Origin of the sequence: Aestuariibaculum suncheonense (assembly GCF_014596935.1) — a bacterium.
Classification (GTDB): domain Bacteria; phylum Bacteroidota; class Bacteroidia; order Flavobacteriales; family Flavobacteriaceae; genus Aestuariibaculum; species Aestuariibaculum suncheonense.
In genome coordinates this window covers 144,301-158,436 of the sequence record NZ_JACVXC010000008.1, presented here as the reverse complement: position 1 = coordinate 158,436, position 14,136 = coordinate 144,301, and the positions used below count along the sequence as shown (strand labels likewise).

At 37.1% G+C, this 14,136-nt stretch carries 14 protein-coding genes; 4 read left to right on the top strand and 10 right to left on the bottom strand.

Annotated elements, in window-relative coordinates; genetic code table 11:
* Positions 1–15: 15 nt before the first annotated feature.
* Positions 16–702: a DUF4331 family protein gene (locus tag ICJ84_RS17075; protein ID WP_188217467.1), complete on the bottom strand. Its 687-nt coding sequence runs from the start codon at positions 700–702 to the stop codon at positions 16–18.
* Positions 703–846: 144 nt separating this feature from the next.
* On the opposite strand from ICJ84_RS17075, the gene ICJ84_RS16200 reads away from it, so the two are divergent.
* Positions 847–2,022, top strand: a complete 1,176-nt coding sequence (locus ICJ84_RS16200; RefSeq protein ID WP_188217466.1) for an LETM1-related biofilm-associated protein — start codon at positions 847–849, stop codon at positions 2,020–2,022.
* A 122-nt stretch (positions 2,023–2,144) separates the two neighbouring features.
* On the opposite strand, the gene ICJ84_RS16195 is transcribed toward ICJ84_RS16200, so the two are convergent.
* Positions 2,145–2,891: an energy transducer TonB gene (locus ICJ84_RS16195; RefSeq protein WP_188217465.1), complete on the bottom strand. Its 747-nt coding sequence runs from the start codon at positions 2,889–2,891 to the stop codon at positions 2,145–2,147.
* 235 nt (positions 2,892–3,126) lie between these two features.
* On the opposite strand from ICJ84_RS16195, the gene lpxD reads away from it, so the two are divergent.
* Positions 3,127–4,122 carry a UDP-3-O-(3-hydroxymyristoyl)glucosamine N-acyltransferase gene (gene lpxD / locus ICJ84_RS16190; protein WP_194408577.1) on the top strand — a complete coding sequence of 332 codons (996 nt, stop codon included), beginning with the start codon at positions 3,127–3,129 and terminating at the stop codon, positions 4,120–4,122.
* Positions 4,123–4,144: 22 nt separating this feature from the next.
* Here lpxD and ICJ84_RS16185 read toward each other — a convergent pair whose 3' ends face one another.
* Entirely contained in the window at positions 4,145–5,152 is a 1,008-nt protein-coding gene (locus ICJ84_RS16185) for a DUF6340 family protein (protein WP_188217464.1), read from the bottom strand.
* 214 nt (positions 5,153–5,366) lie between these two features.
* Between ICJ84_RS16185 and ICJ84_RS16180 the strand changes: the two genes are divergently transcribed.
* Positions 5,367–5,861 (top strand): RNA polymerase sigma factor, encoded by a 495-nt coding sequence (locus ICJ84_RS16180; protein ID WP_188217463.1) that lies wholly within the window; start codon positions 5,367–5,369, stop codon positions 5,859–5,861.
* A gap of 3 nt (positions 5,862–5,864) precedes the next feature.
* Positions 5,865–6,497, top strand: coding sequence for a hypothetical protein (locus tag ICJ84_RS16175; RefSeq protein ID WP_188217462.1), 633 nt, complete (start codon positions 5,865–5,867; stop codon positions 6,495–6,497).
* On the opposite strand, the gene ICJ84_RS16170 is transcribed toward ICJ84_RS16175, so the two are convergent.
* From ICJ84_RS16170 to ICJ84_RS16140, 7 genes are all read right to left on the bottom strand, one after another.
* Positions 6,494–7,072 (bottom strand): pseudouridine synthase, encoded by a 579-nt coding sequence (locus ICJ84_RS16170; protein WP_188217461.1) that lies wholly within the window; start codon positions 7,070–7,072, stop codon positions 6,494–6,496. The two genes, ICJ84_RS16175 and ICJ84_RS16170, sit on opposite strands and share 4 nt — an antisense overlap.
* Position 7,073: 1 nt before the next feature.
* Complete coding sequence (locus tag ICJ84_RS16165) at positions 7,074–9,398, bottom strand: type IA DNA topoisomerase (protein ID WP_188217460.1); 2,325 nt, start codon at positions 9,396–9,398, stop codon at positions 7,074–7,076.
* An 81-nt stretch (positions 9,399–9,479) separates the two neighbouring features.
* Complete coding sequence (locus tag ICJ84_RS16160; RefSeq protein WP_188217459.1) at positions 9,480–10,484, bottom strand: glycoside hydrolase family 43 protein; 1,005 nt, start codon at positions 10,482–10,484, stop codon at positions 9,480–9,482.
* A 73-nt stretch (positions 10,485–10,557) separates the two neighbouring features.
* Positions 10,558–11,166 (bottom strand): hypothetical protein, encoded by a 609-nt coding sequence (locus ICJ84_RS16155; protein ID WP_188217458.1) that lies wholly within the window; start codon positions 11,164–11,166, stop codon positions 10,558–10,560.
* A gap of 65 nt (positions 11,167–11,231) precedes the next feature.
* A complete protein-coding gene (locus tag ICJ84_RS16150) occupies positions 11,232–12,467 on the bottom strand; it encodes a multidrug effflux MFS transporter (RefSeq protein ID WP_262891584.1) in 1,236 nt (411 codons plus the stop codon).
* An 87-nt stretch (positions 12,468–12,554) separates the two neighbouring features.
* Positions 12,555–13,430 (bottom strand): helix-turn-helix transcriptional regulator, encoded by an 876-nt coding sequence (locus tag ICJ84_RS16145; protein WP_188217456.1) that lies wholly within the window; start codon positions 13,428–13,430, stop codon positions 12,555–12,557.
* A 7-nt stretch (positions 13,431–13,437) separates the two neighbouring features.
* Complete coding sequence (locus tag ICJ84_RS16140; protein WP_188217455.1) at positions 13,438–14,004, bottom strand: pentapeptide repeat-containing protein; 567 nt, start codon at positions 14,002–14,004, stop codon at positions 13,438–13,440.
* Positions 14,005–14,136: the final 132 nt, after the last annotated feature.

The following is a 14,136-nucleotide window of genomic DNA, read 5'->3' as shown; positions in this document are numbered from 1 at the left end:
CGTTTTTTAAGTCTTTTATTGCTTTCTTTTTGATTCTACCCATGTGTTAATGGTTCCGCTTCCACCGATGGATGATTTTGGTACTTCAACCACAATCGACATCACGTTAGTTCCTGCAAACGTATCGGAAGCCATACCATCAGGTAAAAATGCGCCTTCCTCCATACCATCACCGTCATCATCACCCGGCGTTACAATTTGAACAAATCTTGCAAAATCCATGAAGAACGGATCATCTCTCGGTCCGGCAAATACTTTAACACCGTTTTTCATCCCCATCATGGCATCAGCTCCATAAGGTGTAATATTGGCTACCGTGGCATTATAAACATCGTTTGTACCAACCATACTGTTTAACCCTGTTTGCGTCGGCATTTTTGGTCCGATAACATACATTTTACCATCCTCAGGAATGGCTTGAATTACATAATCTTCGATATAATCATTATCGCTATCAATATTAAATTCAATCATGACACTTTCGTCGAAACTCGCCGATGCTGTGTTTGACGGACTTAACAAGCCTTGCAAATTGGCTACAAACACCATGTTATTGGTATCTTCCCCTTGAAAGACATAAAAATCTGTAATATCGCTTGTACCGCCCTGCACTGCTGGTGCATCAATATGGTCGGCAGCAATTATGAAGTAACTAGCAGCTGCTACAACTCCAATTCCTAAAACTGTTTTGAACTTTTTCATACGTTTTTAATTAGTTATTAATTTGGTTCTCATGCATACCTACGCAAAAAAGAAAAACACGGTTTTGTTAAAATTTTGTTAAAGAAATTATTTGCAATGTATACAGTGAAAACATTACATTTACACGATTAAAAATCACAAGCCATGAATCCCTCTGCTAACGGTTGGATAAAAAAATTACTAAAAGAAGTTAAGGCTAACCCATTGTTTCTTAACCTTGATGATGCGACCTTCTATGAGGCTTTAAGAGATTGTGGGTTTATATATGGCAGTAATTTAGATGTAGTTTTAAAACTCTTTACCAAAGAAGATTTAACCGAAGAAGAACTTTGTAAAATTAATCTTTGTCTGGCACTACTTCACACCCACAATAATGCAACTACCGAAATTCCCTTTGTTGAAAGTGTTATTGATTTTTATACAGAAATAAGTGAAAAAAAAGCATCGTTTTTCGAGGAGCTATTAGGTGGAAAAAAGTCGAACGAACAACTGGAGAAGTTAATTCATAAGCGCATTCAAATAGATTCCAACATCATTACTAAAAACTTCAATTACTTTATTATTAATGCCTTGTTGTATATTGATGTGTTAACCTATAGCTACTATTTAAACACCAAAACCATTACTACAGCTTACATTAAAAATATAGAAGCCACTATTGAAAGTGTCTCGCTGGATGTTTTAAATTCCAAGGAAGAAAAAAATAAGTACGACGAAAGTTTAATTCGACTTATTGAATCGTCGTTACGTTTTCAGAATCATACCCATATTAGTTACGAAGATGCCATATCAAATATAAATACGCCTTTAGAAAAGCAGTATATTCTTGATTTGGCCTGCATGGCAGCCTGGACTGATAAAACCATTGACAGCAATGAAAAACGGTTCTTAATTCAGCTAGGTCAGGATTTTAATATTGAAACCCAACTCATTAAGCAATCTTTAGAAACAGTTAACACCTTTTACACTAAACACAAAGAAGATATTGCCATTTTGGGTTCAAAAAATATTGTTCAGAGCTTTTACAGCAACTCTAGCAAAATGGTAAAAAAACTAATTACCAGAAACAGTAAGCGCCTGTATAAAGAATTAAAAGACAGTAAAGAACTTATGGTCCTTTTAACCCAGTCGACTGTTAGAGATTTAACTGCTGAAGAACAGAAAAAAGTTCAGGATCAACTTTTAGACATTTTTAAATCGATACCTAGTCTGGCTATTTTTTTACTTCCCGGAGGCGCTATACTACTGCCTTTAGTAGTGAAATTTATTCCGAAACTACTCCCTTCGGCTTTTGATGAAAACCGCATTGAGGAGGATTAAAATCTAAGATTCCAACCAAACCATAAAACAAAAAAAGTCAATGAATACTGATGCTGCAATATTCATTGACTCTTTTGTTACCGTTTAAATGATACGGTAATTACACTACATTACCCTTATAATTATTGTGTAGCACTATATTTAAAAACAATAGGCACGGCATAATTTACTTTTACGGGTCTGCCACGTTGTGTACCTGGTTTCATTTTAGGTAGTAAACTCACAATGCGTTCTGCCTCTTTTTCTAAAATTTTATCAGGTCCTCGAGAACGTATCCCTGTTACATATCCTTTGGTATCTATAATAAAGACCACGGTTACACGTCCTCCAATAGCTAAATCAAGAGCTGCTTCAGGATAATGAAAATTATTCCGAACATGTTCTAGCATTTTATCATTAAAACATTTTACGGTTGCTGCTTTAGATTTCCCTTCACAACCCGGAAATACAGGAACATTTTCTATCACTGAAAAAGGGACTTCTACATCTTCAGCAACCTCAGCAACCTGCACATCAGAAACACCCAAGTCTGTATCGCCATATTCCACAATAGCATCACTTTGAGTAACTTCAGTACTTTCAAAAATGGTTTCTTCAATAATTTCCTCATCCTCCACAATTTCAACGTTTTCCTGAATAATAGCAGGAGGTGGCGGCGGCGGTGGTAATGTCTGAGACATTTTCACAATAGGAATTTCTTCCTCTAATCGGGATTGCATACTCACATAACCTATATCAACATCTTCTGTTTCATAAGTTTTATATTCAAGGGCTTGCCAAGACAAAAATAGCATGATATTTAGACCGATAGCAAAATATAAACTGCTGTTTCTGCCAATTTCTACATCGGAATTTTTTTTAGGTAACATAGTTGTTTGTTTATAGTATTAAAATTATTACATAACTCCAATTTCTACTATGATATTTATCATGTTTTCAAGTAGGAAACCCTTAGAGCAAATAGGACTAAAAACCGATGTTTCTCCATGGAATTTTCTCTTCCGATTTTTCAATTAAAAAAATAGTTTTATGAAGAAATAAACGATTTACACTATATTTCCGTTAGATTTACAAATATTTATAAACTAATAAACACGCTCGCGTTTGAAAATCTCTTATACGATTGAAGAAATCAACGACCTTTTAAAAGGTGAACTTGTAGGACATACCACTCATAAAATAGATAGTCCTGAACAACTGCAACATGCTAAAAGCAATCAAATCACCTTTATTGGTAGTGTCAAATACCTTAAATTCTGGTCCGATTCAAAAGCCTGCGCGGCCATTGTAAACGACAATTTAACTATTGAAGCAGGGGACAACCGAGCTTTAATTAAAGTGAAAAACGCCGATTTAGCCATGGCTAAATTACTTGAGATGTTCAATCCAGCGCCACCGGTTATGGAACACGACATCCACCCAACGGCGGTAGTCCATGAGAGCGCTAAAATTGGTAATGGCTGTAAAATTGGAGCCAATTGTTATGTTGGTAAAGATGTTATCTTGGAAGACCATGTTACCTTATACCCTAACGTTTGTGTTTTTGACGAAACCATCATTGGAAATCATACCGTAATCTGGTCTGGAACCGTAATTCGCGAACGTTGTATTATTGGTAGCCACTGCATTTTTCATACCAATGTAAGTATCGGAGCCGATGGTTTTGGTTACAGACCCAGTGACGATGGTCGCGGACTAACCAAAATACCGCAAATAGGTAATGTAATTATCGGTCATTATGTTGAAATAGGTGCCAATTCGTGTGTCGACCGTGCCAAGTTTAGTTCTACAATTATTGGTGATGGGTGTAAAATAGATAATCTGGTGCAAATCGCGCATAATAGCGTTATGGGGCGTTCTTGTATTATGGCAGGACATAGTGGATTAGCGGGATCGGTTACTCTTGGTGATGGTGTTATTATTGGAGGAAGCGCTTCTATTAAAGACCACACAACCATACATTCCGGAGCTACCGTAGGTGCCGGTTCTGGTGTGATGAATGATGTTGAAGCTGGCAAAACCGTTTTAGGCTATCCGGCACAGGACGCCCGAGATACCCTTAAACAATGGGTCGCCTTAAAACGTCTGACGAAAAAATAAATTATAAAAAAAATGGAGTTGATTACAACTCCATTTTTTGTCTTCTCAATAATATTTTAGCATAGTCCCGGCTTTCTTTATCTCCATAATCACGGTAAGCTCGCTGTGCCCATTGTAAGGCTGAATCGGTGTCTCCCAAAACTTCATAGGATACCGCAATATTTAAAGCAGCTCTTCCTGCCGATTTACTTCTTGGATTTTCCTCCACAATACGTTTCCAAACCACCATGGCATCATTCCATTTGGCTACCTCAGCAGAACGCCATCCTGCAGCAAATAGATCTTTATCTCTTCCTTTACCTTTTTTATACATATCGCGTTTCACGCGGTAATAACTTGGCAAAAACCGGTTGATATAATCAAAGCCAGCCGCATAGGCCGTTTCACTCAAAGCATTCATGGGTGGCATCCCATTTACTAAATCGAAATTCATATAATGGGTTTGTTGAAATTGGTCGATAATCGATTTGGTATACGGGTCGTACAACCTCCAGTAGCTACGTACATTCACTCGAGCCCCAGTGGGAATTCTGGCACTAGGCTTTCCAGTGGTAATTACAGCATTCACCTGATCGACCACTGCTGTACGAATTAAGTCGGAATTAGAATCGAAGTTTTCTAAAACCAGTAACACATCGGCATTACTGCTTTCACATATGTTAGATACTTTGTCCCACGGTAATAAATCAGGCGTGGTTCGTGTACCTGTACCATACAATCGTAAGGTATCAGGCATGATGATTTGAATATGACTTTTATTATGAATACCATCAAATACACCTTTCATAGCTTCATCTGAAGCGATTCTATCGGACCCCATGACCTCTCCTGTGGTTATGGCTTCCATGGTTTCAGCTTGCTTATCTTCTACTTTGGTTAATGAACGATTCACTAAAACCACATTCGATACATTATCCGGAAGTATCACTGCAGGTGCCTGAGGATAATTTAAATATACATAGCCCGAAGTTCCGCAGGACACCAGGCTCAGTGTTATAAATCCTAAATATAAAACGTAGATATTTTTCATAAGTATTGGGTTTAAGTTTCTCTGTTAAAACAAGAAACATGCCATTTCGCTTTAACAAAGGTATTTTCAGTTTGCTATATTAGCATTTATTTCTGTTAAACCACAGTAAATTCAAGTACTTATAATTCCTGTCATACCAAATGAAAATTTTATTTTTATAAACCTGTAACATTTCAATTATTTCAGATACTTACAGTATAACTAAACCATCAATTTGAAAAAAGAACTAGAACATAGTTTTGTTGAATTGCTAGAAAAGCATCAGAATATTGTACATAAAGTCTGCCGACTCTACACCAATAATTACGATGCGCATAACGATTTATTTCAGGAAATAACCATACAACTCTGGAAAGCCTACCCTAAATTTCGAGGTGATGCCAAGTTTAGTACCTGGATGTATCGTGTAAGCCTGAATACGGCCATTACACTGTACCGGAAATCGAAACGCACCATCAATACACAAGACTTTGAAGACGTAGCGTTTAAAATAAAATCGGATGCTTATGACGATACCGAAGAAGAACAATTAAAAATTCTATACAAAGCCATACATCAACTTAACGACATTGAAAAAGCTCTGGTGTTTTTGTATTTAGAAGACAAGGACTACCGAGAAATAAGTGAAACTTTAGGAATTAGCGAGGTGAATGCACGTGTGAAAATGAACCGAATTAAAACCAAACTAAAAACCATATTAAATCCGTAAACTATGGATGAATTAGATTTACTAAAAAAGGACTGGAACAAACCGTCTGATCACAATAAACTATCTGCAAAAGATATCTACCCGATGCTGCTTAAAAAATCGTCTTCTATTGTCAAGACCTTGTTTTACATTAGTATTGCCGAGCTAGCCTTTTGGATTATCATAAATTTTATCCCCTATTTTGCTTCCGACAGCTATAAAGCCAAACTCGATTCGGTATACACCAACGAGTATGTTTTTGGGGCAATCACAACCTTTAGTTACGGTATCATTCTGCTGTTTATTTATCTGTTATACAAGGCCTACAAAGCCATTTCGGTAACCGACAGCATTAAAAACCTGATGAAAAGCATCATAAAAACCCGTAAGATCATTAAATACTATGTACTTTATAATTTGGTTGTCGCAGGTGTTTCACTACTTATTGGATTCTATTATGCCTTTACACACGACCCTGAACTCACCGATAAATTTGCACATTTCACAACCAAAGAAGTGGTTATAACCTCTATGATTATTGTGGTATTTACGGTGGTATTTATTTTGATTTTATGGTTATTCTACCGCCTTATTTATGGCTTACTACTTAAGCGATTAAATAAAAATTATCAGGAATTAAAGAAATTAGAAGTTTAAAATTCTTTTAAAAGGTCAATTGGTATAACCTCACCAACCTGCATATTACTTAAGTGTATGTGTCCCACACGCACACGTACCAGACGCAATGTTGGAAACCCCACAGCCGAGGTCATTTTTCTAACCTGCCTAAACTTTCCTTCATTAAGAGTGACCGATATCCATGTGGTTGGCCCATGACGATCATCACGTATTTTTTTCGATCGTGTTGGTAAATCCGGCTCGTCATCCAGTTTAAAAACTTTACAGGGTTTGGTTTGGTACTTTTTTCCGTTAAAGCCAATTTCAACCCCAGTGGCCATTTGCTGAATAGCTTCATCAGTTATAGCTCCGTTTACCAGTGCGTAGTATTCCTTTTCTACTTTTTTACTGTTTATAAAGTCACTGGTTTTACCATCAGTAGTCAACAACAACAAGCCTTCCGATTTTTCATCCAGTCGACCAATCGCCATAATACCCTCAGGAAAGTCGTGCAAACTTCCTAAAAAGTTCTTCTTTTGCTGTTTGTTATCGTTACTGCTAAACTGACTTAAAAACCCGTAGGGTTTGTAGATCATGAAATGCTTGTGCTCCATATTACACATTAGCACTTAAAATACGATACACTAATGCTTTGGTTGGCGTCTGACCGTTGATTTTATCTTTTACATCTTCAAAAGTCATAACGAAATCACAGCCTGATTTATAAGCGCTACAACCATAAGCCGTCTTCCCTTTTATAATTGTACCCTGTTTGCATTTCGGGCATTTTAATTCATCCGCATTGGTATCGTTTGACGTAACTACTTTAGATTCGGTTGTTTTGGTATTTCCTTTCTTAGGTTCTAATTTTAATTTAAACTCATCATCTAAACGAACTAAACCTTCAACTGTACCAGCATCAGTCTTAAAACCTTTCAAATTGACGGTCGAACCTTTTTGAAGTAATCGTACAAACTGCTTTTCAGAAATCTTCTTTCCGCTAAACTCAAAAGGCATCACAAAATTACAACCTGATTTATACGCACTACAGCCGTAAGCCGATTTCCCTTTTATTATCGTGCCTTCTTTACATTTCGGACAGACTTCAGCCATAATACCCGCTTTCCTTTTCTGCTCCACCTTGGCTTCACGCTTTTTAACTGTAACCGCATGTGAGATATTGGCCCGAGTCGCTTCACTGCGTACCTCGTAAACTAATGCATCCACCATACGCTTCATATTCTTTATAAACGCTGCAGCACTGTACTCGCCTTTTTCAATATCCTTTAATTGTTTCTCCCAGCTTCCGGTTAACTCGGCAGACTTCAATAAGTCGTTCTGAATCGTATCTATCAACTGAATACCTGTAACCGTTGGTAGTACTTGTTTTTTATTACGTTTAATGTATTTACGTTTGAACAAGGTTTCAATAATATTCGCGCGCGTCGAAGGGCGACCAATACCATTTTCCTTCATCAACTCGCGTAAATCATCATCATCTACCTGTTTTCCGGCAGTTTCCATAGCTCGTAATAATGAAGCCTCTGTATATTGATTTGGCGGCTTGGTTTCCTTTTCCAAAAATGAAGGCTCGTGAGGACCTTTTTCGCCCTTTTCAAAGCTTGGTAAAATCCCGGATTCCTTTTCCTTTTTATCCGGACTTTCAAACACCACACGCCAGCCTTTCTTAAGTATTTCTTTTCCTGTGGTTTTAAACGATACTTTATCGGCTTCACCAATTACCGAAGTATTAGCTACCAAACAATCATCGTAAAACACCGCAATAAATCGCTTAACAATAATATCGTAAACCTGCTTTTGATTGTATGGTAATTGCGACTGCATCCCGGTTGGAATGATCGCATGGTGATCGGTAACTTTCTTATCGTTAAATACTTTACTGGATTTCCTGATTTTCTTACCTAATAAAGGTTGTGTTAAAGTGGTGTATTCAGTTAGATTTCTAAGAATACCTTCTACTTTAGGATACACATCGTTTGGTAAAAACGTCGTATCAACCCTTGGATAGGTCACCACTTTTTGTTCGTATAAACTCTGAACAATCTTTAAGGTGTCTTCAGCCGAAAAACCAAATTTATTATTGCAATACACCTGCAAACCTGTTAAATCAAACAGTTTTGGAGCGTATTCATTACCGTCTTTCTTTTCTATGGAAACAATTTCGAAATCGCTTTCCTTCACGCGATTGGCTAAAACTTCTCCATCTTCCTTCTTTAAAAAGCGCCCTTCTTCACAACTAAACAACGTATCACGATACATCGTTTGCAATTCCCAATACGGCTGCGGTTTAAAGTTTTCAATTTCTTTAAAACGGTTCACCACCATCGCTAAAGTTGGAGTTTGCACACGCCCTATCGACAAAACTTGCTTGTAACCACCGTGTTTTAAGGTGTACAAACGCGTGGCGTTCATTCCTAATAACCAGTCGCCTATCGCTCTGGAAAACCCGGCATAATATAAATTATCGTATTTTTCAGAAGGCTTTAAATTTTCAAATCCTTCCTTGATGGCTTCAGTCGTTAACGATGAAATCCAAAGGCGTTTTACTTCGCCCTTATAATTGGCTTCATTCATTACCCAACGCTGAATAAGTTCTCCTTCCTGCCCGGCATCCCCGCAGTTTATCACCACATCGGCTTTTTCAAACAGACTTTTTACAATTTTAAACTGTTTCTGTATTCCTGAATTAGCGACCACTTTCGTTTCAAACTTTTCAGGCAGCATGGGCAGATTATTCAAATCCCAGCTTTTCCAGTACGGTTTATAATCGTTAGGCTCTTTTAAAGTACATAAATGTCCGAAGGTATAGGTTACTGCATAACCATTGCCTTCGAAATACCCATCACGCTTGGTATTCGCTCCTAAAACAGTGGCTATTTCTCTTGCCACACTAGGTTTCTCAGCTATACAGACTTTCATTTATTATACAAATTAAGAGCCCGCAAATTAGCAATTTTGATGTAGTTTTTAAAGAAGACTTATCAGGAGTTATTAACGAAATTAATCCCCAATGTACTGCATAAAGTCAGGAAAACCACTTGGCGTCCATTTTACTACTCTGGCTCTGGTAGCTCGATTTTGATCAGATAATTCATGCCCTTGGATTTCTTTATAATCGCGAGCGTGGTAAATCATGATTAAATCTTTACCATCTTCTGAAGTGGTAAATGAATTATGTCCCGGTCCGTAACGCTTCACATCTTCGTTGGTGTAAAATACAGGGCCTGGTGATTTATTCCAATTTTTAAGGTCCAGAAGATCTTTATCTTCATCAATCCATAACAAGCCTATACAGTAATTGTGGTTGGTAGCACTCGCCGAGTAGGTCACAAATATTCTACCGCCGTGTTTTATTACTGCAGGTCCTTCATTCACATTATATTTCATGCGTTCCCAGCTGAATTCCGGTTCGGTAATCACCACTTCAGGACCTACCAAAGTGGTTGGGTTTTCCATTTCAGATAATACTAATCCTGTACCATGATTACCTCCGCGCACATTTTGTGCCCAGATCATATAACGCTTACCCTTATGCTCAAAAGTTGTTGCATCTAAAGAAAACGATTCCTGTTTTGCTTTTACCTGTCCCTCTTCTTTCCACGTTCCTTTCATGGGGTCATTTGAAGTATTAGAAAGCGCCCACATTCTGATGTTCCAGATATTTTCTGCTTCACCTGCAGCAAAATAAATGTACCAAACCCCGTCTATTTTATGTAATTCCGGTGCCCAGATATGATGCCCCATAACACCGGTTTTATGCTTGGTCCAGACTACTTTTTCTTCTGCATCTTTTAAACCATTGATGGTATTAGACTTTCTTATTACAATTTTATCGTACTCCGGCACTGTAGCAATTAAATAATAGGTTCCTTCATCGGTTTTAAACACCCAAGGGTCGGCACGCTTTTCTGCTATAGGATTATTAAACTGTTCGTTCTGCGCGAAAGATTGCAATGGTAATACAACTAGAAAAGCTAGTAAGAATAATGGTGATAAAAGTTTCATTTCAGTTTAGTTTTAATCAAAAAAGTAATAAGTGGCTAATTTACACTTTTTATTGAAACTTTCTAATTCCCGGTTAAAAACTGTAAGTTTTTGGCGAACTAAAATTAGAATCAAACAGTATTTCTGCATGTCCACTAGCAGCATCATAGGGCGCTCTATCTGCCACAGATGGGTTAGAAGGATAAGTACCGTTGGCAAAAACAAGCTCTTTTAATTCCCCTTGAGATCGCGTTAAAACAACCTTCCAGCCATTTTTCATAGCCTGTTCTACCCATAGCGGTGTTTGGGTAACTGTAAACTTAGTAATGGGTTTTAAATCCTGATTTAAAAGAAGTATGGTACAACCTCCTGTACCACAAAAATAGGATGTCATAAAATTCACAAAGACCTCATTATTTCCATCATTATTCAAATCGATCTGGTAAAGTTGAAACTTTCGTTGTTCCTCGGGAATGATTCTCAAATCGTCTTCAGACAAATACTGCTTCGTTATAAAAATCTTTATTTGTTCCGCTAAAGCATCATTTACACTTTGTGGAGCATAAATTTCTTCTGGAGTGTTATCTTCAACCTTGACCTGTTCTACTTTTTGTTCTGTAGGTTCTGTATTTTGATCTTGAACCTTCTCTTTACAGGCACACCAAACACTTACAACTGCAAATAATAAAAATACTTTTTTCATGAATAACCAATTTTAGATATCTGACCTAAAATTAATCAAATTCATCCACAAAAACTCACAAACAATTATTTACAAGTATCTACAACCCAAAGAGCTTTTCGTTTATTAGCTTTTCTAGACATGATGAAGAACAGATTACCTATTAAACTACAACTAAACATGGCCAAACCAATTGGTACTAAATCTTCTGAATGAAATATCGCTAACAAGGTCCCTGATGCAAAGCCTAATAAAAACCTGAAAATACCCAAAGTAGCATTTGCCGAACCACTTACTTCCGGATTGATGTTTAAAATCATGGCCGTTCCGTTACCAAAAATCAATCCTAAACTTCCAATATAAAATACAATTAACGCGAACACACTCCAAAATGACACATAACCAAACTGCAGCGTTAAGAACAATAAAAACCCGGCTAATAACTGCATATACAAGCCAATTTGCAGTAAACGCTTAGGTTTGTAAAATTTCAGTAAATAGGTATTTAATAACGACAACAGGATATTTAAAAGAATATTCGCCCCGAATATTAACGGGAACTGTGCCTGACTCACATTAAAATATTCAAGATAGATAAACGACGAACTGGTGATAAAAATATACAGTCCGGACACCGGAAAACTAATCGCCATCAACATAACCACCGATTTTCTATCAGAAAGAAATACTTTATATTTATTTACAATCTGTTTTACATCAATAGTTTTCGTTTTTAAATGTTCTGCTCTCGATTCCGGAATAAGCACATAAAACAATGTAAACAAAATAACTGCCCAGATAAACAAGAAGAAAAACACTCCTTGCCAACCTTTAAAATGAATTAACGCCGAACCAAAAACAGGAGCAAACAACGGAGCCAGCATCATAATCATGGTAGTTACCGTAATAAACTTAGCTACCTTTTCACTTTTATACCAGTCGCGAATAAACAGGTTTACCGTAACCGATGCAAAACCACCACCAAAGGCCTGAAGTACGCGCAAACCCAATACCGGCTCTATTGAGGTGCAAAATGGAATTGCGAGTGCCGATAGCCCGTAAAACACAACACCCGTTAAAGCAATAGGCTTTCTACCAAACGCATCGGATAAAGGGCCTCCAAAAAAATTACCAACCGAGAACCCTAAAAAATACAAGGTAATGGTTAACTCTACCACATTAATATCTACCCCAAAAAAGGTTGCCATCGATGGCATCGCCGACAGATAAGAATCAATTGCAAATGGCGACAATGCTATCAATGCCGCCAAGAGCAAAATGATAATTTTGCTATTACTCTTATTAACTCTAAACTTTTTCATATGCAATCTTCTCCCATTGGATACTGCAAAGGTAGACCGACCTGTAGGGTTAAGAGCAATTCAAAGTCAGGTGAAAAATGATACTTTTTAAGGTAGTTTTCTAAAAACAGAAGGCGTTACCCCTTCGTTGTTTTTAAAGAATTTTATAAAGTTAGTAGCCTCCTCAAACCCCATAACTCTTGTAATCTCCTCAATAGTTTGAGTCGTTTGTACCAGTAAAGATTTAGCACGAAGCATCTGGTAATTGGTTAAAATCTGTTTGGCAGAACGTCCGTTGGCACGCTTGGTACATTCTGATAAATAAATGGGTGTGATATTCAACAAACTGGCGTATTCGGCTATGGTTTTGTACTTACCGGTTTCTTCAAGCACCAGCTCTTCAAAAGCATTGGTTAACTCTTCATAACGTTTCAATTTCACATTACCCGACTCTCCTTTTAAAATACGTTTTATGTAGTTTAGCAGAATATTTAAATACGACTGAATAATCTCTACACACTGTGGTTCCTGCTTTTCAAACTCATCATGCATGGTTTCCAATAGCTGCTTTATATACCCTTTTTCGTCTTTACTGATTTTAAACGACGGTTTAGTATTTAATTTAAAAAACGGAAATTCATGCTGAATATCGTACTGATGTCTTTTGGGTGTAAAAAATTTAGCTTTAAAGAAAACAATCATCCCCACAGGCTTTTCCTTACGAATCACCGACAGGGATTGCATAGGCGAAGTAAACATAATGGAGTCACTTAAATCCTTCATAGTGGTATGACCTACCTGTACCTCATTTTTATTTTCCTCGTAAAAGGTTATCTCAAAAAAACGCTTGTAATGCGGGAAAGTCTCGACGCGACGAGCATAATCCAAATCATCAAACTTTAGAATAAAGAAATCAGGCGACACACTTTTTTTAGTAATATGAAGCTCAGAAAGCAAATCTTCTATGGTATCGAATACCTTCATAGACGAATTATTCTATAGTTATTTGATATGTTTCTAAAAGTCCTGAAATACCTTCTAAGGCAAATTTAGCACCTTTCAATTTATTGTGTTCCGGGTGTATTCGGTAATATTTCGCTTTTCTAAAATCGGTGCGTTCCAACACTGTATTTTGAAAAGTGGCATTTGTAAAATCGCAGTCTTCCAGATTTACCCCACTTAAATCCGCTTCGGTGAAATCGACATGTACACATTTAGTATTGGTGATTCGACTGGTTTTTAATCCCACTTGATAAAACGAGCTGTGGTCTAGCATGCAATCGTCTATTGTGAGTGCCAGTCCAAAGGTATTACAGTTCTCAAAATGCAACCCGAGCATTTTACAACGTTTAAATTGAACGTCCTGAAAACTGGTATAGGTGATATTTGCTGAACTTAAATTACAATCGATAAACTCACATTCCTGAAACTTAATTTCAGACAAAAGGCTCTCTGAAAAATTACAGTTGATAAACGTACAGTAATCGTAATCGCCTTTAGGCAATCGGTTTACTGTAAAATCCTGTTTTTCGAAAACCTGGTCTTCAACGAGGTGCATAGTTCATTTTTTTATTGATAATATTAATACCTGCCTGCGCAGGTATGACAGTTAACTGTAAACCATAAAATCAGACTAACGACTCTAATAATAGACTTTTCTATTAGACTCAAAGACATAACAACTAACTTC

What these genes read in the sequence shown, in the direction of transcription:
- ICJ84_RS17075 (WP_188217467.1), bottom strand. Translation starts at nt 702, where the DNA reads ATGAAAAAGTTCAAAACAGTTTTAGGAATTGGAGTTGTAGCAGCTGCT.
- ICJ84_RS16200 (WP_188217466.1), top strand. Translation starts at nt 847, where the DNA reads ATGAATCCCTCTGCTAACGGTTGGATAAAAAAATTACTAAAAGAAGTT.
- ICJ84_RS16195 (WP_188217465.1), bottom strand. Translation starts at nt 2,891, where the DNA reads ATGTTACCTAAAAAAAATTCCGATGTAGAAATTGGCAGAAACAGCAGT.
- ICJ84_RS16185 (WP_188217464.1), bottom strand. Translation starts at nt 5,152, where the DNA reads ATGAAAAATATCTACGTTTTATATTTAGGATTTATAACACTGAGCCTG.
- ICJ84_RS16175 (WP_188217462.1), top strand. Translation starts at nt 5,865, where the DNA reads ATGGATGAATTAGATTTACTAAAAAAGGACTGGAACAAACCGTCTGAT.
- ICJ84_RS16170 (WP_188217461.1), bottom strand. Translation starts at nt 7,072, where the DNA reads ATGGAGCACAAGCATTTCATGATCTACAAACCCTACGGGTTTTTAAGT.
- ICJ84_RS16165 (WP_188217460.1), bottom strand. Translation starts at nt 9,398, where the DNA reads ATGAAAGTCTGTATAGCTGAGAAACCTAGTGTGGCAAGAGAAATAGCC.
- ICJ84_RS16160 (WP_188217459.1), bottom strand. Translation starts at nt 10,484, where the DNA reads ATGAAACTTTTATCACCATTATTCTTACTAGCTTTTCTAGTTGTATTA.
- ICJ84_RS16155 (WP_188217458.1), bottom strand. Translation starts at nt 11,166, where the DNA reads ATGAAAAAAGTATTTTTATTATTTGCAGTTGTAAGTGTTTGGTGTGCC.
- ICJ84_RS16150 (WP_262891584.1), bottom strand. Translation starts at nt 12,467, where the DNA reads ATGAAAAAGTTTAGAGTTAATAAGAGTAATAGCAAAATTATCATTTTG.
- ICJ84_RS16145 (WP_188217456.1), bottom strand. Translation starts at nt 13,430, where the DNA reads ATGAAGGTATTCGATACCATAGAAGATTTGCTTTCTGAGCTTCATATT.
- ICJ84_RS16140 (WP_188217455.1), bottom strand. Translation starts at nt 14,004, where the DNA reads ATGCACCTCGTTGAAGACCAGGTTTTCGAAAAACAGGATTTTACAGTA.